This is a genomic window from Shewanella aestuarii, assembly GCF_011765625.1.
Taxonomy (GTDB): domain Bacteria; phylum Pseudomonadota; class Gammaproteobacteria; order Enterobacterales; family Shewanellaceae; genus Shewanella; species Shewanella aestuarii_A.
Genome location: NZ_CP050313.1, coordinates 2,690,191 through 2,709,532, shown reverse-complemented (window position 1 = coordinate 2,709,532; position 19,342 = coordinate 2,690,191). Strand labels below are relative to the sequence as shown.

Genomic DNA, 19,342 nt, shown 5'->3' with positions numbered 1-19,342 from the left:
TTTATAATCCTGTTAGGTGAGATGATTCATAACCTCACCTAACATTATATGATGTTTGTATTGTATTAACCCCATATACCTTTGGTATCAATAACCAAATTATGATTGAGTTTGTCAGTATGTATCGTTTTGAATTCATCATGATCAACCAGCATAACCAAAATATCTGCATTAAGTGCATCTTCCATTGTGCTTAATGTGAGTGCTGGCGCTTTTTTAGACGTAAATGATTCTACATTGGGCTCTACAGCAATTACTTTACTTGGTAATGTATTAGCCAATGTCTCAGTGATAAATAACGCAGGGCTTTCTCTCAGATCATCAATATTAGGTTTAAATGCTAAACCAAAACAGGCGACAGTGAGATCAGCTGCAGATTTGGATGGATTGTTGATCAAAAATTCACCCATTAGTTTTTTCACTTTTTCAATGACCCACAAAGGCTTGCTGTCATTGACTTCTCGAGCTGTGCGAATCAGTCGAGCAACGTCAGGGGTTTTGGAAACAATAAACCAAGGGTCAACGGCAATACAATGCCCACCCACACCTGGTCCTGGTTGCAAAATATTAACTCTTGGATGACGATTTGCTAAGGATATTAATTCCCAAACATTAATATCTAATTCGTCACAAATTAACGATAATTCATTAGCGAAAGCGATGCTAACATCGCGTGAAGAGTTTTCAGTCAATTTTGCCATTTCCGCAGTTCTGGCATTAGTAACAATACAATCACCTTCTACGAAAATTTTGTATAACTCAACACTTCTTTGAGAGCATTTATCGGTTAATCCACCAATAACTCTATCATTAGCAACTAATTCCCTTACCACATGGCCAGGAAGAACTCGTTCTGGACAATGTGCAATGTTAATATCACAAGACTCACCAGCCTGCTGTGGGAAAGATAAATCTGGTCTCAGTTCAGCTAACCATTCAGCCATTAATTCTGTTGCACCAACCGGTGAAGTTGATTCAAGTATAACCAAGTTGCCTTTTTGAAGAACGGGTCCGATAGATTCACACGCAGACTTTATGTATGTCAGATCGGGTTGATGTTCTTCTTTAAATGGAGTAGGTACAGCTACTAAAAATGCATCTGCAGGTTTTGCTTCGAGTGAAGCCGTTAAATATCCATCCTGTACAGCCTTGAAAACAATGGCATCTAATTCAGGTTCAATAATGTGAATTTTACCCTGATTAATGGTATTTACAGCATGCTGGTTAACATCTACACCAATTACATTTACTTTTCTTGAAGCAAACATTGCTGCGGTAGGTAAGCCTATGTAACCTAAACCAATAACTGAAACAGTTTTAAAAGACATCGGTAATCCTAATTAAGGTGTTCGTTGCTAAATTATGCAATAAATTTCATATGATGATCCGTGGAACACCTAGTGTATAAATTTAAGTGCCCGCATTTTAGCTAAATAGTAAATCTTCTACAATAGCGCGATGTCTAACTTCCATGATTACAGTAAGGGCTAATATCACTCATATAATATAAGGTTAATCTATTATTTAATTTTACATTTTAACGATATTTCACTGTAGAATGCAGTTTTATATTACGTAGTTCCAAGATGTTATTGATATGAAAATTACAGTTGTAGGCACAGGTTACGTAGGTTTGTCTAATGCTTTGCTGTTGGCACAGTTCAATGAGGTGATAGCTTTAGATATCATTCCAGAAAGAGTCAATCTGCTTCAAAGCAAAAAATCTCCCATTGTTGATGAGTATATTGAAGAGTATTTGATGAAGTCTTCAATACATTTTTCTGCAACATTAGATAAAAAGCATGCATATGAAAATGCAGACTTTGTTTTGATTGCAACTTCGACTGACTATGATGAAGATACTCAGTACTTTAATACTTCATCAGTTGAGTCGGTTATAAAAGATGTTATTGAGATTAACCCTGCTGCAGTCATGGTTATAAAATCAACTGTACCGGTCGGCTTTACTGCTCGCATCAAACAAGAACTTGATTGCAATAATATAATATTCTCACCTGAGTTTTTACGGGAAGGTCATGCGCTTTATGATAATTTATATCCATCACGGATCATAATTGGAGAGCGCTCATCTCGTGCGAAGGTGTTGGCAGAGCTCTTGCTGCAGGGTGCTCTTAAAGAAAATGTTGAGGTCTTGTTTACCAATTCAACAGAAGCCGAAGCGGTAAAGTTATTCTCTAATACTTATCTCGCTTTGCGTATTGCTTATTTTAATGAACTGGATACATATGCTGAAACACATGGCTTAGATACTCTGCAAATTATTCAAGGTGTCTGTTCTGATCCTCGAATTGGTTCTCATTACAATAATCCTTCATTCGGTTATGGGGGGTATTGTTTACCAAAAGATACTAAGCAGTTAAGAGCAAATTATAAAGATGTGCCCAATGACTTAATTAGCGCAATTGTTGATGCAAATGCAACGAGAAAAGATTTTATTGCTCAAGCAATTTTAAAGCGAAGGCCTAAGCGTGTTGGTATTTACCGCTTGATCATGAAGACTGGTTCTGATAATTTTCGCGCTTCGAGTATTCAAGGTATAATGAAGCGTATCAAGGCAAGTGGGGTTGAAGTTGTCGTTTATGAGCCGATATTGAAAGAAAATACATTTTTTCAATCACTTGTATATAGGGATCTTGAGAAGTTCAAATTAGATTGTGATGTAATTGTATCTAATCGGATGGTCAGCGAACTTCAAGATGTCGTTAATAAAGTATATACTCGAGATATTTTTGGAGCAGATTAACATTGAATCTTGCATCAAAGCGATGATTTGTGCATCCGTTACCAAACTATGATTGTTACGCTTTTTTGTTAAAATGAGAGTGACCACAAAGATCATTTTTTCAAATGGTTATGTCACTTTCTAAATGACATTATAAAATTGAGTATATATGTCTATTATTTTATTTGTTTTTTTCCTTTCATTTTTTAGCCTTTTCGTTTTTCGTAAAGTAGCTAAGCGAATTGGATTAGTCGATAAACCTAATGAGCGAAAGCAACATGTAGGTCAGATCCCTTTAATTGGAGGAATTTCAATTTTCTCTACTTTATTGATCACTTTGGCTATATTTTTCCCTGTCAGTGATTCTTTGCTATTGTATTGTTTTTGTTCATTTATTTTAGTTTTTGTTGGTGTGGTAGATGACAAAGTTGATTTAAGTTTTAAGTTACGCTTATTTATCCAAGTCGGTATCTCATTGACCATGATTATCATTGGCCACAAGAGTCTGAATTATCTAGGTTTTATTTTTTCTGGTGAGGCTCTACATCTTCCATTGTATATAAGTTATGTATTAACTGTTTTTGCTGTAATAGGTGCGATTAATGCGTTCAATATGGTTGACGGAATTGATGGACTATTAGGTGGATTATCATCTGTAACTTTTGCAGCTTTAGGCTACATGTTTTACCTTTCAGGAAAATCTGATTTAGCTATATTCTGTATGCTATTCATAGCAGCAATTGTACCTTATGTTTTATTAAACTTGGGTTTGCCTTTCGGGAAGCGTTTTAAAGTATTTATGGGAGATGCTGGAAGCATGTTTATTGGTTTTACTGTTATTTGGTTGCTGATTGAAGCAAGTCAAGACGACGTAAGTTTAACAATTAGCCCTGTGACTGCGCTTTGGTTTATCTCCATTCCATTAATGGACATGGTTAGCATTATGATTAGGCGGATTAAGAAAGGTCAGTCTCCATTTAAACCTGATAGAGAGCATTTGCATCATATTTGTCAACGTTTAGGAATGTCTTCAAGAGCTTCTCTATTTTTTATCTGCCTGATGTCTGCCATTATGGCTTGTGTGGGAATTTGGTCAGAACTGCATGGGATTGATGAGTCGATTATGTTCCTGATATTTATACTGATCTTTTCAGTGTATTTATATGTAATTAGTCATATTTGGCGTATTACTACTTTTTTACATAAGCACTTAAAATTTACATTGCCTTGATGTAATAAACTGGAACTTAGGCACTTCTTGCATAAATTGCATTTAAGGTTATGTCTTTATTTTGTCTCTTACTGTTAATTTTTTTGTCTTATTACATAAATTGACAGGTCTTCGTTTATTCTCATTCTTTCTGTAATCCACATGATCTTTGTTTAGTAAAAATACTACTTAATTGGCGGTAACGTGAGCAATGCTGTGGCGGTTACCTTTGCTCAGAGCTGAAACTCTGCTAGGAAGCTGCGTCTTGGATTTGATAGACCTATTTTGCTGAAAAATCACCATTAATTTCATCAGATATCTCGCCATTTCATAAAACAATGTTACTATTCATATCTATTGAAAGGTGTCGTTTTTTATGGCAAGGTATTGCCGTTCATTATTGGGCTCTTAAGGAAAAAGAGGATGGATTTTCTAATTCCGTTTTTAACTGCTTTTACTCTTAGTTTCGCGGCTATATTAGCCGTAAATCCATTAGCTGAAAAATTAGGTTTACTTGATTTACCTAACGAAAGGAAATGTCATGATGGCGCGGTACCACTGATTGGTGGCATTGCAATATTTGTAGGCGTTCTGTTTACCTCAAGTATTTTTGTTGAACATAGTCAAACACTTAATTTATATCTAATTTCATCTGCATTAATATTATTTATTGGTGTGCTGGATGACCGCTATGATTTATCAGTTAGAGTTCGTTTGGTAGCGCAAGTTATTACTGCTTCTATTCTAATATTTGGTGCGGAACTTTATCTTAAGTCGCTTGGTAGTATTTTTTATTTCTTTGAGTTCAATTTAGGGTATTTAGGGATAATTGTAACAATATTTGCTGTGATTGGTTGTATTAACGCTTTCAACATGGTTGATGGTATTGATGGATTAGCAGGTATGTTAAGTTTGGTTACGTTTAGCTCATTAACCATTCTATTTTACAGAGCTGGCAATAATTGGTACTTGATCCCGTTGTTATTTGATGCTGCAATTATTGCTTATCTGGTGTTCAATCTGCGTTGGCCTTTCGAAGATCTTAATAAAATATTCATGGGTGATGCTGGTAGTATGTTAATCGGTTTGACAGTCGTCTGGCTGTTGGTTTTAGGTACGCAAACATACAGTTTAGTTATGCCAATTGATGATCAAGCTATTGTATTTTCACCAGTTACTGCTCTATACCTTATCGCTATTCCATTAATGGATATGGCTGCGATTATGTACCGACGACTAAAGAAAGGGATATCGCCCTTTAAGCCTGACAGAGATCATTTACATCATATTTTTGAACGGGCAGGTTATAATCGGAAACAGACTCTGATTCGAATCACTGCATTTTCAGCTTTACTCGCTCTGATAGGACTAATAGGAGAGTTCAGTAACGTACCTGAATGGATTATGTTTATTGGGTTCATTATTATGTTTTTATGCTATAACTGGGCTTTAGCGCATGTATGGCAAATCATTACTTGGCTAAATAGTCGTTCTAACTAAGTAGTTAGCTATTTATTGAGTTGTTTTAATTTGACTTGTATCAATCTATCTATTCTTTATTACTTTGAAAATTAAATGCTAATAATAAATTAAAAATAAGCATGAGATGTATATCGTAATTTAATTTGCTTAATTTACTAATTTAAGAAGCAATTAAATGTAAGTAATGATAATGAAGTAACTCCAAAATGGTGAGTTCCTTTTAATTTGCTTATGCAAGATTTGAACAGTGTTATTATCAGAGATTTTAGACTCTATCTCAGAAGGTTTTATTACTTTATTATCGATATCTAATCTATAATTATTTTAAAATACGCAGCAACTCGCTTCGTAAATACTAAATCAAATGTTGTGTATTTAAGGACGAATGATGCTAAATATATTACTAAAGGTTCTAGGCTATATTCTTTTTACCGCTAGTTTGTTATTTAATTACTTTGCTTATGCACAAGCCCCACACCATGATCTTTTGTCAAAACTCAATACCCATGAAACCAAAGGTGCCGCTAGTGGCTTTGTTGATGATATAGCTTGTTCCACATGTCATAATCAGATTTATCAAAGTTATCAAAATGTTGGTATGGCACGTTCCTTTTCATCTCCAGCTAACACTGCCTTCATTGAACGATTCGGTGAAGAATTTTACCAAACTGAATCACAAAGGTATTACAGAATTGATCAACAAGGTACTGAACTCACATTTTTTCGATATCAAAAAGATAGTGATGGTAAAATCATTAATCAAATAAGCCTCAATATAGAATGGGTATTGGGATCAGGCTATCGAGCTAGAAGCTATTTATATCGAAACGATAGTGGTGAGTTATTTATGTTACCAATTGGCTGGTATTCTCAATCACAGGAGTGGGGAATGTCACCAGGATTTGAAGACGCTGAGCACTTTGGAATACAGAGGCAAATTAAACGTGAATGTTTATTTTGTCACAATGCTTATCCTGAGGTTCCAATTAACAGCGATCACCACCTAGCAGGCCATTATTTTCCAAAAGAACTCCCACAAGGAACGGGTTGTCAACGTTGCCATGGACCGGGTGCAGAACATGTCCGAACTGCTTTGTCGGTAGCGTCTAAAGCCGAGATTATTGCTAAAATCATTAACCCAAGAAAGTTACCACCTGAAGAAAGAGACAGTATTTGCTTTCAGTGCCATATGTTACCTGCGGTAAGTATGATTGGGATCCGTGATTTCAATCAATCTACTTACAGTTTCCGCGCTGGTCAAAAACTAACGAACTATATAAATCATGTAGAAGTCACACAAGAGAATGTCGAAAAAGATGAACAATTTGAAATAAATCACCATGGATATCGATTTTGGCAGAGTAAGTGCTATCAACAGAGTGAAGCAGAGCTTGCGTGCATTACCTGTCATAACCCCCATGAAAAGCCAAATTCAGCACAATTTAGAGCGAGTGTGTCGAATAAATGCCAAAATTGCCATTCTCAGATTGTAACCCTCCATCCTAACTTATCCTCCACAACACAAATGAATGAGGCTAATAAAGGAACTAAGTCTGATGTTGAGCCAATCACAGCTGATAGCGACTGCGTGACCTGCCATATGCCAACACGACGAACTCAGGATGTAATTAAAGTAACTATGACTGATCACCTTATTTCTCGTGGCCCTTTTGATTTAGACGCCATACTGAAACCGAGAGAAAGGGACGATCCCATCATAACTGACGTTAATCTGTTGCCTTGGGGAGAACTACCCAATGAACGTGATACAGAGCTGTTACGTGCAGTTACTGTTTTACGCACAAGAGCAAATAAAGATGCTACTAACGCGTTGAAAAATTTGTTAATAAATAATCCGATTAGGTCTCCTATTCCTTATATAGACTTATTAAATGCTGAAATAACACTCGGTAAATATGGAGATGCAGAAAATACTGCTCATCATGTGCTTAATCAACCTAATGCGCCAACATTCGAAGTGTTATCCCAGCTTGCTTTAGCGCAACTAGGGTTAAATAAAACACAATCTGCTATTGATACGTTGACCTATGCAATATCGTTAAGAAATAATCCCGTAAATAATTACAATTTGGGAGTGATTTTGTTCAATCAAGGTCAATTTGAACAAGCTGAGATTCAATTTGATCTAGCTATAAAGCTAAGACCCAATATGCACGCGGCTTGGTTGTATAGGGGGCGTATTCTAGCCCAAAATGCACAATTCGATGAAGCAATAGAGGCGATGAAACAGTCATTAGCCATAGCTCCAAGCTATGAAAATGCCTATGTGGATTTGATTAATTTACTTGAACAACAACAGCATCATGATGAAGCTCGGCGATATCTAGAAGTTGGCTTAAGAGTAGCTAGTTCAACAGGACAGTTAACTGCATTAGAAAGTAAACGGTAAATAAACCCCCACATACTCAATCAAAAAATATTTGTCATAGTACCTCACGAATTTAAGGAGATTCTATGAACACACAAGAAAAACACCAGTATTGGTCTTCATTAATCGAGCAGCAAAAACAAAGTGATATCAGTATCACTCAGTTTTGTGCTGAGCAGAACATAAGCTATCAAACCTTTTATACATGGGCCAAAAAACTTCGAACACAGCCAGAGCCTCAACGATTGCAACCCATTCTTGTGACAGATGCATCCGTCGAGAATGTAAATGTTGTCACGCTAGTCCTTGCAAATGGTTTGCGTGCTCACTTGCCAATTCATTTAAGCGCTAGCTAGCCAAATCCAGCATTGGGTTGCAGCACTACACAATGACACCATCGGCTCAAGTTTATCTCGTCACCGGTATCACCGATATGCGTAAATCTATCGATGGACTTTCACTTATCGTTGGACAACATCTTGAAATGGACCCGTTTAGCGAGGCCTGATTTATTTTTTGTAATCGTCATCGGGATAAACTCAAAATCTTGTTTTGGGACACTAATGGCTTTTGGTTTTATTATCGGCGGTTAGAAAAAGGCACATTTAAATAGCCAACACCCACGCAAGATGGCGCTGTCACAATAAAGAGAAATTAACACATTTCCCACTAGGGCGTGTTGCTCTTTGCTGTACACATTTTATTCAGCAATACATCGGCAGCCACATTATAGTAAACGCCAGTGATACCATGCTGCTCAAAAAGTCATCATGAAAGCTAAACACGCCCTAGAAACTGATAAAACTTTTATATCGTCGTACAAGCGCCAAGGAACTGGCTGCTTTCGCCTAAGAGAATACCTATCTAGCTAACAAGTATCTGGTACTTCGCCCACCCGCCTCAGACTTCACTAGACACCCACCATGGACCAGTGCCGATAAGTGTCTAGTGGCAGTTGCCTTACTTACCTTCGCAACTTTGTGATATTGACTAGTATTAATCCCATCTTCAAAATCTCCATCTAACATTCGGTTAAGCACTTTGACTTGCTCAGATGTTAATTTAGTCTGGTCAATTCTAAGCCAATAATTGGTTTTGAATAATGTTTCGTCTATTCCACAGAGAACATCTGCAAACGTTTCATTCAATATTTCAAGAAACCAAGACAACCAAGGGGTTATATCTAAACCTCCTTTTTGAGTTGTTTCTAGTACCTCGTAATAACGTTTACGGTTAGCTAATATACCCACTGACATAGCATAAAAACGGACTGATTGTTGTTCAGCCTGCGCCAATGCTAAGTCTGTTAATAAGCGTGTAATTCGACCGTTCCCATCATCTAAAGGGTGCAAGGTGACAAACCAAAGATGGCATATTGCTGCTCTAATTAACGGGTCAAGTGCCGTATCTTCTTTAGAGTCATTAAACCAAGTTATAAATGCGCCTAATTCTACATCGAGTATTTCCCTTCCTGGGGCTTCAAAGTGAATTACTGGCCTGTCTATTCGCCCCGAAACCACTTGCATTGGATGACTCCCCCTAAGTTGTCCTCCAATAACTGGATTTAATAAAGTATAACCATCAGGAAATAAGCAAGAATGCCAATGAAGTATCCGCTTTTGACTTAAGGGCTCCTCAAGGTTTTCAATCGCATCTAGCATTATTTCAGCAAGACCGTCAGTTTGTATGGTGGTGGGAAACGGCTTATCTTCTGACAACCCCAATTTATTAGCTAAAGATGAACGAACCGAAAAAGCGTCTAACTTCTCGCCTTCAATGGCACTTGAATGAACGATATTGGAAATCAGGGTATCTAGTAGACTTTGATTTTGGTCATTACATTGACTCGCCATTTTACCTAACAAAATACCTTGGTTTAGCCGAGTTTGCCTTACTAATGGTGCTATTATTTTTTGGTTCCATGTAAAAGCAGGCCAACTGTCCTGTTGCCATAACCACATAATTAGCCCCTTTGATTAGTTTATTCATCTAATCAGATTATGATTTATTTAGTGCCCTTATTCAACTCAACCCATGATGTGAATAAGGTTTTATTCACATCAAAGCATTGTTTTAAACAATATCTGGGTAAAGTGGGAATATAGTCCCTTTTGTTGGTGATATGGCTAAGCATGACTTACCCGATCTGAGCAAGCCATGAAAAAATCTGCGTTTAACGTTTAATGAGTCAGTGAAATTATATTTTCATTTTTCAGTGTATAAAGAAGTTGTAGTTTCACTTTTATCGAATCTGTGGATAAACACCCGTGATCAGAGCGGAGCGATGTCGCGGGGGACTTCATTTTAAATCAACTGTTAGCGTATGTTTTTGATGTGGTTTTTACTTTTACCCATCACTTTACCCGCCAGCTAAAACATTGATTAAGGGCTTGTTGCTTGATTAATCAAGCTTATTGCTCATAAAAGCTTTGTATATTTTCTATTCTAAAGTAGTATTTGAGTAACTTGTTACTCATTAGTGGTCTTTTTTGGGTTTAATGAGTAAAGTATTACTCATTATTTGTCCGGGAGCGATTATGGAGCATTTGACCATTCAAGCATTCATCAATGGCGAATGGAGAGATATTGCACAGCTTTCTTTTCCAGAGAGCGAACAAGGCAATTATCGACTTACCTCGCTAGATTACGAGCAAGATTATGCTGTAGCTGAGTTAGGTAAAGATGACATTCACGCAGTTTCTATAAACCACCCTGTCAGCTTATTTTTTGATACCCCTGCATGGCTGCACTTCCTTGATGACATCATGCCTAGTGGTGCAAGCCGCCGTTATTGGCTTAAGTATCTTGATATCGCTGATCTAAGTGTTGATGAGCAAAATTTTGTCTTGTTGAAATATGGCACTATTGCGCCCATTGGCAATTTGCGGGTAAAGGAATCATTACCAGAGCGCTTGGCTATTTCAGATGAGCTGATGTTCACCGTAGAGGACGTAAAAAATAGAGCGTCTGACTTCTTAGATTATGCACAGCATCGAGGTGCTGCCGCTGGCGGTGCTACTGGGGCAGGTGGAGAAGCGCCAAAGCTGCTGTTACGTTGCGACGATGAACAAAATATCTGGATTGATAGTTATCAAGACGAGCCACAAAACCAAGACCTTTATTATTTGGTGAAATATCCGCGAGGCTCTCGCTCACCTATTGATTGCGATATCCTGCGTGCTGAATACCACTTCTATCATGAGTTGGCCGAGATGGGGTTTGAGACAATCCCAATAGCCAATATGCTGCTTGAAGAAGGCCATTCCTACCCATCGTTATGGCTGCCTCGGTTTGATGTGTATTTCAATGAGCGAGGCCAGCAAAGGTATTCGATGGAATCTGTCTATTCGATGCTTGGCAAAGGTGCGGGCGTTACGCTAGACCACGAACAAACTATCAGAGCGCTGATAGACAAAATCACTCAAAGTTATATGGTGATAGAGCAAGGCTATCAGTTTGATTTGCGCGCGTTTGTGATTGAGTGGGTGCAGAGAGACTTACTCAATATCCTATTTGGAAACAGTGATAACCATGGGCGCAATACAGCATTTCTTAGAGGGGATGGTTGGATTAAGCTTGCGCCTATCTATGATTTTGCACCCATGAAAGCTGATCCTGAAGGAGTAGCCAGAACCACAAAATGGCAAGCGCCGCTAGAAGTGGGCGGTGTCTATGACTTTCCGGGCATCGCTGAGGCATTAGCTGATTTGGTGCCTGCTAAAGAGCTAATGACAGAATTAAAGCTGACTGCTCAGCAATGCCTCGATTTGAAGCAACGCTTAATTGCGCGGAGTGTGCCTAAGCAGATTATTAACATGCCTTCAATTGGTTTTACTTACATCGAAGACAAGCTAACACGTTGGGGATTACTATGAGTGATAAGTCAACTATTACTGAAACGGCCAAAGAAACCATTGCCCGTCTTAGAGCTAATCGCCAGCAAAGAAGCGAGCTTGAGAAGGAAAAGTCGCAGCCTCATCAAACTAGAGGTGTTGAAGAAGCTCAAACAAAGCAAGGTGCTAAACGAGCATCAAAGCAAGCCAGGGGCGTTAGCACGGTTCAGCGTAAAAAAGCGATTTCTGCAATCGCACAAAAGCTTCTTCATGGTGAGTTAACCCAAGGACAAGCGCTTAAAGCCCTGAGAGTTGAGGTGTTAGGGCTCACGCAGGATGAGTACGCAAGCTTAGCTAAAGTATCCCGCAAGACTCTATCTGACGTTGAGAATGACCGTGGTAGCTTTAAGACAGATATTCTTGATAGATTGTTTAAGCCTTTTGCCCTTAAGGTGGGGATAGTGCCAATCACAATTGGTGTGACAACTAGGATTCTATAATTTCTGACACTCCCCGCCCTAAGCAGCTACGCTGCCACAGGCGAGGGTTCTTGGCGGCTCTCTTGAGTGTTCGACAAGCGCACACTCAAGCCTCCCCGCAGATAATTTTAGCGCGAACGGCTCTCTTGAAAAACGCCGGGACGGAACTCAGTTCCTTTAGTCCCAAGGATGCGGGCATAGCCCGACAACTTGCCATTTCAATCGCCTGTATCACCGCAGCTTCAAGTGAGTGTCTGACACTTGACCAATGCTCAATGGCATCAGTTCGTGATACAAGGTGTTTTTTCTCATCAATACACATGGCCAAATACGCCGAATAAAGATCGCGTTGAACGATATCATCGTCTTTACCGCCGACTTTGTGCGTGCGCTCATTGAGAGATTTTTTGGTGTAGCTGTCCAGTACATGATCGTACTGACTCAGCCTGGCTTTCCATGTGTTAATCTCAATCAACTGTCCATCAGCATTTTCAGCTTTATGTTTAAGTGTTGCGATTAATTGACCTGGTGCAGACGCACCAATTGTCACCAAAGAGCGGCGAGAGTAGTGCATTTTGCAGCGATACCGCCGCAATGGTTGATGGACCGATATCGAGTCCAACTCGCTTGCCCTTGGCGGCTTTACGCTTTTCAAGGTTTTTCGCCTTAACAAACGCATTGCCAGCCATCACAATCTGCACATAAACCTTGGTCTTGCCATGTGCTTTGCGCGTAACAACGCGGGAGAATTTCCATTGCCCTTTTTCAATTAGAGTAAGAGCAGCCGCCTCAAAGCCGTGATTGTCCTTATCGCTCAGCACCAACGGCATTTCCAGTCCATTCCAGGTAAAGCGCGTCGGCTTCTTATCGTTTCCTAACAGCACGCGAAGACAGCTTTTTGCCTTGCCTTCGGCAGAGCGAATACCGCGTTTCCAGGACTTAAAGCGAGGCTTGCCGCCATTGCCATAGCGCCATTTAGCAAACGCCTCAAAAGCGCGTGTGGCTATCTTCTGAGTTGAATGCGCATCCAGATGATTGGTAAAGCAACAAGCGTTCTTGTTAGCCGTGGTGTAAGACTGAATGGATCCATCCGTCACGCCGTAGGCTTTATCGAATCTGTCGAGAAAACCCCATGATCCGAGCGAAGCGAAAGTCGCGGGGATGAATCGATAAACTAAACTTTCTCTTGGATATATTTTCGAATTGTTGAGTTTATGCATTTTTGGTCACTTGAGTTTTTGACTTCTCCCCCTTGCTTAAGCTGGGGAGAAGTCAAGTTAGATAATACCATCCGCTATTTGGGTGTAGAATTAGAAGACGCTTTAAATATTTCAGAGGATACTGATTCATAAAAGTAACTTGTGTAAATATGTAAAAAAAAGTATTTTAATTCCGTAAAAACAAGTATTTCAATTTCGTAAAAACAAGTTTTTAATGTATCAAATAAAACTATTTATAAGAAGTATTCAGGCATGGCAAAGACTGGTAATGCAAAATTAGTGGATGCACTTAGAGAAGCGGCGATGATAAGAGCTGGAAATATCGTCAATAGTCGGAACCTTAAACCAACGTCGCGAACGCTTTTGGTCAGAGAAGGTTATCTAAAACCAATTATTCGTGGATGGTACCTGTTCGACGCCGACGTCTCAGTGGTGAAAACAGGAGAATCCGCTTTATGGTATCAATCAATTTGGCAGTTTATTGGACAATATTTAAATGAGTCATACGGTGATGACTACTGGCTAAATCCCGAGGCTTCTATAGATATCCACACTGCCAACAATTCTTTGCCAAGACAATTGGTCGTGTTTACTAGTCAAGGAAAGACAAGGAACATTCTTTTACCGAATGATATGAGTTTGATGGTCATTAAAACCTCAGAAAAGCCGAGTGAAATTATGGAACTTAATGGCGTGCAGGTTCTAAAGCTAGAGTTTGCACTCGCAGGTCTGGCACCAAGTATATATCGTTCAAACCCGCTGGCCGTACAAATTGCACTCGGTCAATCTGATGTTAATACTGTGGCAAGTAGTTTGCTTATTACTAAAAATGTTCAATCGGCTAACCGCTTGGTTGGAGCCTACCTAGAAATTGGGCGTAAAGCTGATTCTCGAAATCTGACAAGTATGATTGATGCTGTTGGTTTAGGTCCGCTTAAAGGTGAGAATCCATTTGAAATACCAGTGGTTAAGATTGGTAATAAACGTCAAGAATCAGCGGCAGCAGTACGTGTAAAATTACTTTGGCAAAAGCTCCGTGGCGATGTTGAAGCAATATTTAACGACCATGTTGTTTTTGATTTTTTTCAACGATCACTTGATGATTTACTTGATTCTGTGGATAAGGTATACGTTTCTGATGCTTATCACTCTCTATCAATTGAAGGGTATGTTGTTACGGAAGATCTGATTAATCGTGTCGCGAGCGGAAAGTGGGATATCAATCAAATTGAATCGGACAAACAACAAAAGGACGCACTGGCTGCAAGAGGCTACTATGAAGCGTTTCAAGCGCTACGTGGGTTGATTAAAGAGGCGCATGATGAAGGTGCCACTAATTTGGATCTTGCCTATTTGCTTGATGTCAGCATCACGCAGATATATACATCGTTATTTAAGCCTTGTGTTAGTGCCGGCATCATTAAAGATCAAGATTTAGCTGGCTATCGTAAAGGCCCAATCATGATCAGAACATCAAGGCATATGCCACCACAGAGTGAGCACCTTGTGGACTGCATGGCAGCCTTAAAAGATCTCATTGTGAATGAACCTAATTTTGCAATTAAAGCTGTACTTGGGCATTTCTTTTTGGGTTATATTCATCCCTTCCCGGATGGAAATGGCAGGACGAGTCGATTTTTGATGAATTTTATGTTTCTGCTAGGTGGTTATAATTGGGTAGTAGTACCCGTTACAGAACGCACAACCTACCTTGATGGATTAGAACAAGCATCGATTGATGGTAACGTTATTCCATTTGCTAAGTTCATACATAAAACCATGCCAGTTTAAGCATATTTAAATTAGAGTCGTTGACTTCTTCCCCAGCTAAAGCAAGTGGATTCTGAGAGCTATTACAGCTCAGCGGGGAGAAGTCAGTGGGTACCTGATAATAATATTGGCGGCTTTTCTTGTGAAAGGGGATCTGTCATCTCACCCGATAGACGATGATTTTTCGATATCGCAGATCCTTGCCATGAGTACTAAAGGATCAAACGTTGATTCTTTGAAGCCAAATTTCTTGTAGAATATTTGCGCACTATTATCAATAGCATGGACTAAGATTCCTGCTCCACAGACAGCGTTCATCGCTTGCACTGAGCGAATGATACAATCTTTTAAAAGACCGGCTGCAATGCCTTGACCTTGATAGGCTTTATCCACCCCAAGCCTAGCTAGAATCACCATGGGAATGGGTTCAGGGCTATTTCTTCTTAATGAACTGAATGCATGCTCTCTGGAAACTGATCCCATGGCAATGGCATAATACCCAACCACTTGATGGGAGTCAGTGTCATTGACCACATACACTCTCGCGGTTCCCCGCTTTTGACTCTTTAACGCCTGTTTTCTTAACCAAGTATCGAGTTCTGCGATGCCACATTGAAAGGTGTCAATCTGGTGCTCATCAGTTAATAGGGTTGGTGCACTTATTCCCAAGGCGCTTTCCTTTTAAACAGATCTTTCATGCCCTTAAGGGGCTGTGGTTCTGCACGAAGTTCTTGATCAAACGCTTCAAAAGCCTTTGCTTCTAGAGCAAAATCCCGCTGCTCGGCCAGTATGCTATGCGCTTCATTGAGTGCTGCTTGCTGAATGAACACGGTTCTATCGACTTTTTTTAAGCTTGCAGCTGCATCGATAATGTCTCTTACCGATGGTAATACTCTCATGTTGATTGGCGCTGTTTTCGTAGCCATGACATTATCCTCTGTATATCTATTTAATACACAGTCTAAATGGTTTTTGTGTGTAGTCAATAGGTATACGAGATGTTGGGTGTGAAACTTTGAGAGTAGGTCAGTTGGATTTCGGCAGTATCTTCGGGCAAACTATTTGCTCTATATTTTGGCTGTATTTGGGCTGTATTTAGAAAATGGTGGAGTGGTTGACGTGCTTGCGAGCTAAAAAAAGCCCATTGAGCATACGCTAATGGGCAAAATGGTGAATGATATGGGTCACCGAGAGGCAAAGGAGTAAATCCTGTCAGTTAGCTAAGATTAGTATCGAATTTTGATTAGCAAGTCACCGTATCTTTATTCAGTATGAAATATTGTTAATATTCCAGAGTGAAAAATATGACATCATGTGACTTAACAAAATTTGACGTTATTCTATAAGAAATCACTTTCAGATTAACTTCTCATTACGCATTAGTTGGTCAAAGGCATTACCATCATTTCGTGCAGCGTTAGCCACATAGGGTGCATACACATCAAATAATAAACGAGTATCACTGTGACCCAGCATTTGAGAAATATAGATTGGGTTTTCTAATGCTGCGATATGCAGCACCGCTGCAGTATGGCGAGTTTCATAAGCGCGTCGACGTTTCAAGCCGGCTTTGATTAATGTTGGGTACCATATTTTTTTACTGACAAAATGGGTATCCAGTGGCAAACCATGCTTACCTGTAAATATAAAGCCAGTTCCAGCATCGGATGAGTCATAAAGGCGTTTAAAGGCGTCATAAACCGTGTCACACATTTTTAGATCGCGTCTGGATTTTGGGGTTTTTACATCACAGACCTCACCATTGACCCAGTTTTGACGAATACGAATTAAGCGATGTGCAAAATCAATATGACACCAATCAAGGCCATGCACCTCACAACTTCGCATGCCTGTCCAAAATCGAATGATGAAATAATCTTTCCATTCAGGCGCAACTTGAGAAAGAAATACTTTGACCTCTTTGATAGTCATGGGGTTTGATTCCGCTTTTTCTTCTTTGAGTGCCTTGTATCGCCTCAGTGGGTATTCAAATTTAAACTCTTCCGCAGCTAAGCTGAGGATTGAAATTAATGGCCAAAGCAAGCTATTAATACGACGATTGGATAGCTGACGTTGTTCATTATCTTTCATTATTTCCATTAAGTCCTGACGATAGTAATCAATTTGCGATAGGGTGATTTCATTGACCAAGGTATTACCGAATTCAGGGATAAGGTATTTGTCTAGTATGTTGCGGATGGTATCAGTGTAACTGTTTTTCCAGGTGCCTTTTTTGCGAGCAAACCATTGATTTGCAAAGTCGTTGAAAAATGGGTATTCACGATCTGGATGCTTTTCACGTTGCAGCATTTCAAATTGAGAGACTTTTTTGCTTTTCGGAAAATAGTCACGATATTGAAAGCTGCCCAAATCGATTTCAGCATTCATTTTTTTGAGTATGGTTTTGGCTTGGGCTAAGTTTTTAGGCGTGGCCATCATTTTGGTGCCTTCACGAAAGCGGCAGCCATAAAGATGCATGTCGAACTGAATGCGCCCGTTTGGACGTATGCGAATATGAGCCATAGTGGCCTCCATTGATTTGCGATCATTAAATAGATCTGTCCCTTACCAATGGAATTCGTTAGAATTTGGCCATCGGCTGGGGTGGTTTAATAGTCAATGCAGCCGGTACGGGGTAGGGTGGTTGCAGCCACTCTGCCCCAACTGCTTCTTTTTTCGGTTTCTTTAGGTTAACAAGGCTTTTAAAACGCGCAAGTTAACTCATTACTGTCTACTTTTTACTGCTTAGCTTACGTCTTAAATATTACCTTCCTATCTTTCATTTTGTATTTTCTCCCAATAGCATTCAATTGAGTACTATTGGTTAAAAATACACCTATCACTATAATCGATACTGGTTATTTGTCCAGTGCTTTATTGTTTAAGCTTTCGACTTTAACATTTTCACTAACTATGCGAGAACAATACAACGGGTGCTGAACACTAGCCCATTTGCGGCTCGTTTAAATATCATCAAACCCTAACATGTCGCCCTGTTGCTCAGGTCCCCCTCGATTCTTTTTCATTTTTGATTCGAGTGCTTTTTTAGCTTCTAGCACCTCGGCCATTTTCTCTGGTGCGAGCTCAATATCGTAAACACTTTCATAAGGATGTGTTGAATCTTTATCGTTATAGAAGCCCAGTTTTCGTTTACCATCTTGACCAAGTAGCAATTGCACCTTGATTTGATAGGCTGTTGTGACGTCTTTAACTTTTACCTTTGCAAGTGCACTTAAGTTAATGCGGTAAACCGCAGGCTGTGTTTCACTGATGTGATCTGCTGACAAAAATCGATTACCACCGGTTTCCTTTGTTAATCCGGCTAGCATCACGTTAGTATTATCGATGTATAGTAGTGCTTCGTTTGCTTTTTTTACGATGGCCATATTGCGATAACTTTCAATTTCGTCTTTTAAGGTATAGGTATTGATCACAAGCTTTTGCTCAACGGTATAAGACGTTTCCTTTTTATGAGCATAATCTCGTAAAGAAAGTAACGAACTTGACACGACGCGATTGCCATCACTAAATATCGCTCGTTCATCATCGGTATAGATAGACAGTGTGTCAGATCGAGTTGAATCGCATAGACGACTCAAGTTTTCGACGCTTTCTTTATTTAATAGCAAGTCGAATTCTGGGATTAATGCTTGGGGAAGTGCATATGGAATAATTTCATTGTCACGCTCAATACGAATTTTTGATTGTGCTTTATTAATTTCGAAAGCATCAAAAGGCGTGTGTGTTTCCGCAGCTTTGATAATTGATTTGATTGAGGTCGTCGATACTATGTGCTGTTTTGCTTGTTCTGAAAGCAGTAGAAAATCAAGGTGTTCTGTTACTGGCTCCTGGGCATAAATATAAATTCGTGACTCGCCATTAATCAAGGTATCAACATATGGAAAGGTTTTTTTGGAGTCATATTCGATGACGATTTCAAAGTCTTCTTTCTGGGAAGTGTACTCGTGCTGATGACACCAACATTGTTTAAAGCTACTTGCAGATAGGCTCCATTCTCCTTTTTTTAATCGCCAAGATTTTTCTAAATAAAGGCTGATGATCTGAATGTCATCACCTGATCCGTTAATTATTTTGCATGTTTCATCATTGATAATGAATGAGATCCGGGCTTCTGCATCTGATTTACTGACTTTTTCTAAAAGGTAGTTCATGGGTTGTCGATGTTCCGGCTTAAAAATTAATTTTGGCATAGTTA

Annotated in this window: 16 protein-coding genes and 2 pseudogenes; 10 read left to right on the top strand and 8 right to left on the bottom strand. The window is 39.3% G+C overall.

Annotated features, from left to right (window positions below):
• Positions 1-65: 65 nt before the first annotated feature.
• Positions 66-1,328 carry a UDP-N-acetyl-D-mannosamine dehydrogenase gene (gene wecC, locus HBH39_RS11905; protein ID WP_167678538.1) on the bottom strand — a complete coding sequence of 421 codons (1,263 nt, stop codon included), beginning with the start codon at positions 1,326-1,328 and terminating at the stop codon, positions 66-68.
• Positions 1,329-1,597: 269 nt separating this feature from the next.
• Here wecC and HBH39_RS11900 point away from each other — a divergent pair, with 269 nt between their 5' ends.
• The 6 genes and pseudogenes from HBH39_RS11900 to tnpB all read left to right on the top strand — a co-directional run bounded on the left by HBH39_RS11900 (position 1,598) and on the right by tnpB (position 8,437).
• Positions 1,598-2,764 carry a nucleotide sugar dehydrogenase gene (locus HBH39_RS11900; protein WP_167678536.1) on the top strand — a complete coding sequence of 389 codons (1,167 nt, stop codon included), beginning with the start codon at positions 1,598-1,600 and terminating at the stop codon, positions 2,762-2,764.
• A gap of 148 nt (positions 2,765-2,912) precedes the next feature.
• Positions 2,913-3,974 carry a UDP-N-acetylglucosamine--undecaprenyl-phosphate N-acetylglucosaminephosphotransferase gene (wecA, locus tag HBH39_RS11895; protein WP_167678527.1) on the top strand — a complete coding sequence of 354 codons (1,062 nt, stop codon included), beginning with the start codon at positions 2,913-2,915 and terminating at the stop codon, positions 3,972-3,974.
• Positions 3,975-4,376: 402 nt separating this feature from the next.
• Positions 4,377-5,453 carry a UDP-N-acetylglucosamine--undecaprenyl-phosphate N-acetylglucosaminephosphotransferase gene (gene wecA / locus HBH39_RS11890; protein ID WP_167678524.1) on the top strand — a complete coding sequence of 359 codons (1,077 nt, stop codon included), beginning with the start codon at positions 4,377-4,379 and terminating at the stop codon, positions 5,451-5,453.
• A gap of 370 nt (positions 5,454-5,823) precedes the next feature.
• Positions 5,824-7,845, top strand: a complete 2,022-nt coding sequence (locus HBH39_RS11885; RefSeq protein WP_167678521.1) for a tetratricopeptide repeat protein — start codon at positions 5,824-5,826, stop codon at positions 7,843-7,845.
• 65 nt (positions 7,846-7,910) lie between these two features.
• The gene (tnpA, locus tag HBH39_RS11880) at positions 7,911-8,180 is read left to right on the top strand and encodes an IS66 family insertion sequence element accessory protein TnpA (protein WP_244325646.1); all 270 of its coding nucleotides are present in this window, start codon (positions 7,911-7,913) and stop codon (positions 8,178-8,180) included.
• 32 nt (positions 8,181-8,212) lie between these two features.
• Positions 8,213-8,437: pseudogene (tnpB, locus tag HBH39_RS19815) on the top strand (IS66 family insertion sequence element accessory protein TnpB).
• 247 nt (positions 8,438-8,684) lie between these two features.
• Here the strand turns inward: tnpB and HBH39_RS11865 are convergent.
• Positions 8,685-9,785 (bottom strand): Fic family protein, encoded by a 1,101-nt coding sequence (locus tag HBH39_RS11865; RefSeq protein WP_167678517.1) that lies wholly within the window; start codon positions 9,783-9,785, stop codon positions 8,685-8,687.
• 537 nt (positions 9,786-10,322) lie between these two features.
• On the opposite strand from HBH39_RS11865, the gene HBH39_RS11860 reads away from it, so the two are divergent.
• Together HBH39_RS11860 and HBH39_RS11855 are read left to right on the top strand one after the other, a co-directional pair.
• Complete coding sequence (locus HBH39_RS11860) at positions 10,323-11,699, top strand: type II toxin-antitoxin system HipA family toxin (protein WP_244325645.1); 1,377 nt, start codon at positions 10,323-10,325, stop codon at positions 11,697-11,699.
• Entirely contained in the window at positions 11,696-12,157 is a 462-nt protein-coding gene (locus tag HBH39_RS11855) for a helix-turn-helix transcriptional regulator (protein WP_167678515.1), read from the top strand. The genes HBH39_RS11860 and HBH39_RS11855 overlap by 4 nt, the downstream gene beginning before the upstream one ends.
• 85 nt (positions 12,158-12,242) lie before the next feature.
• Here the strand turns inward: HBH39_RS11855 and HBH39_RS11850 are convergent, their stop codons facing one another.
• Both HBH39_RS11850 and HBH39_RS11845 read right to left on the bottom strand, forming a co-directional pair.
• The gene (locus HBH39_RS11850; RefSeq protein ID WP_167678514.1) at positions 12,243-12,686 is read right to left on the bottom strand and encodes a hypothetical protein; all 444 of its coding nucleotides are present in this window, start codon (positions 12,684-12,686) and stop codon (positions 12,243-12,245) included.
• A complete protein-coding gene (locus HBH39_RS11845; RefSeq protein WP_167678512.1) occupies positions 12,640-13,356 on the bottom strand; it encodes a hypothetical protein in 717 nt (238 codons plus the stop codon). Before HBH39_RS11845 ends, HBH39_RS11850 begins: the two co-directional genes overlap by 47 nt.
• Before the next feature lie 45 nt (positions 13,357-13,401).
• On the opposite strand from HBH39_RS11845, the pseudogene HBH39_RS11840 reads away from it, so the two are divergent.
• Together HBH39_RS11840 and HBH39_RS11835 are read left to right on the top strand one after the other, a co-directional pair.
• Positions 13,402-13,488 (top strand): annotated as a pseudogene (locus HBH39_RS11840) (integrase); the annotation flags it as partial.
• Between the two features lie 120 nt (positions 13,489-13,608).
• The gene (locus HBH39_RS11835; RefSeq protein ID WP_167678510.1) at positions 13,609-15,147 is read left to right on the top strand and encodes a Fic family protein; all 1,539 of its coding nucleotides are present in this window, start codon (positions 13,609-13,611) and stop codon (positions 15,145-15,147) included.
• Positions 15,148-15,288: 141 nt separating this feature from the next.
• On the opposite strand, the gene HBH39_RS11830 is transcribed toward HBH39_RS11835, so the two are convergent.
• From HBH39_RS11830 to HBH39_RS11815, 4 genes are all read right to left on the bottom strand, one after another.
• The gene (locus HBH39_RS11830; RefSeq protein WP_167678508.1) at positions 15,289-15,795 is read right to left on the bottom strand and encodes a GNAT family N-acetyltransferase; all 507 of its coding nucleotides are present in this window, start codon (positions 15,793-15,795) and stop codon (positions 15,289-15,291) included.
• Positions 15,786-16,052, bottom strand: a complete 267-nt coding sequence (locus HBH39_RS11825) for a DUF1778 domain-containing protein (protein WP_167678506.1) — start codon at positions 16,050-16,052, stop codon at positions 15,786-15,788. The genes HBH39_RS11830 and HBH39_RS11825 overlap by 10 nt, the downstream gene beginning before the upstream one ends.
• A gap of 430 nt (positions 16,053-16,482) precedes the next feature.
• Positions 16,483-17,649, bottom strand: a complete 1,167-nt coding sequence (locus HBH39_RS11820; protein WP_167678504.1) for an Arm DNA-binding domain-containing protein — start codon at positions 17,647-17,649, stop codon at positions 16,483-16,485.
• Between the two features lie 440 nt (positions 17,650-18,089).
• Positions 18,090-19,337, bottom strand: coding sequence for a hypothetical protein (locus tag HBH39_RS11815; protein WP_167678502.1), 1,248 nt, complete (start codon positions 19,335-19,337; stop codon positions 18,090-18,092).
• Positions 19,338-19,342: the final 5 nt, after the last annotated feature.

Bases quoted from the DNA above. Each gene is read 5' to 3' on its own strand.
- tnpA (WP_244325646.1), top strand. From the start codon at position 7,911: ATGAACACACAAGAAAAACACCAGTATTGGTCTTCATTAATCGAGCAG.
- HBH39_RS11860 (WP_244325645.1), top strand. From the start codon at position 10,323: ATGAGTAAAGTATTACTCATTATTTGTCCGGGAGCGATTATGGAGCAT.
- HBH39_RS11885 (WP_167678521.1), top strand. From the start codon at position 5,824: ATGCTAAATATATTACTAAAGGTTCTAGGCTATATTCTTTTTACCGCT.
- HBH39_RS11865 (WP_167678517.1), bottom strand. From the start codon at position 9,785: ATGTGGTTATGGCAACAGGACAGTTGGCCTGCTTTTACATGGAACCAA.
- HBH39_RS11855 (WP_167678515.1), top strand. From the start codon at position 11,696: ATGAGTGATAAGTCAACTATTACTGAAACGGCCAAAGAAACCATTGCC.
- HBH39_RS11825 (WP_167678506.1), bottom strand. From the start codon at position 16,052: ATGGCTACGAAAACAGCGCCAATCAACATGAGAGTATTACCATCGGTA.
- HBH39_RS11820 (WP_167678504.1), bottom strand. From the start codon at position 17,649: ATGGCTCATATTCGCATACGTCCAAACGGGCGCATTCAGTTCGACATG.
- wecA (WP_167678527.1), top strand. From the start codon at position 2,913: ATGTCTATTATTTTATTTGTTTTTTTCCTTTCATTTTTTAGCCTTTTC.
- HBH39_RS11845 (WP_167678512.1), bottom strand. From the start codon at position 13,356: ATGCATAAACTCAACAATTCGAAAATATATCCAAGAGAAAGTTTAGTT.
- wecA (WP_167678524.1), top strand. From the start codon at position 4,377: ATGGATTTTCTAATTCCGTTTTTAACTGCTTTTACTCTTAGTTTCGCG.
- HBH39_RS11835 (WP_167678510.1), top strand. From the start codon at position 13,609: ATGGCAAAGACTGGTAATGCAAAATTAGTGGATGCACTTAGAGAAGCG.
- wecC (WP_167678538.1), bottom strand. From the start codon at position 1,328: ATGTCTTTTAAAACTGTTTCAGTTATTGGTTTAGGTTACATAGGCTTA.
- HBH39_RS11900 (WP_167678536.1), top strand. From the start codon at position 1,598: ATGAAAATTACAGTTGTAGGCACAGGTTACGTAGGTTTGTCTAATGCT.
- HBH39_RS11815 (WP_167678502.1), bottom strand. From the start codon at position 19,337: ATGCCAAAATTAATTTTTAAGCCGGAACATCGACAACCCATGAACTAC.